This is a genomic window from Rhizobium sp. SVR5-9E (genome assembly GCF_056755095.1).
Genome location: NZ_JBNDHS010000545.1, coordinates 1 through 253, shown reverse-complemented (window position 1 = coordinate 253; position 253 = coordinate 1). Strand labels below are relative to the sequence as shown.

Genomic DNA, 253 nt, shown 5'->3' with positions numbered 1-253 from the left:
GTGTATAAGAGACAGGAATACCGAACTCGATAAAGTAGACAACGTAAGTATCGTTAATGCCAGCCTGGACCAGGTTTCGGATCTTGATAATCCACTGTTTATCGACGCTATTGCAGAAGAATTTAAAAACTATTACGATCGTCTTGATCTTAGGGATAATTATTCGATTTTAGCAATTCCGGGATATTTAGGATCAAATAAAGTCATTGAAAAGTGGGCGAAGATCTGTAACGAAAACAAAGTAATGATGGTT

General features: G+C 36.8%; 1 protein-coding gene. It reads left to right on the top strand.

Going from position 1 to position 253, the window contains the following annotated elements; genetic code table 11:
* Window positions 1-253: hypothetical protein (locus tag ACPYOJ_RS35995; protein WP_481420480.1), on the top strand; the 253-nt coding region annotated here is incomplete at both ends.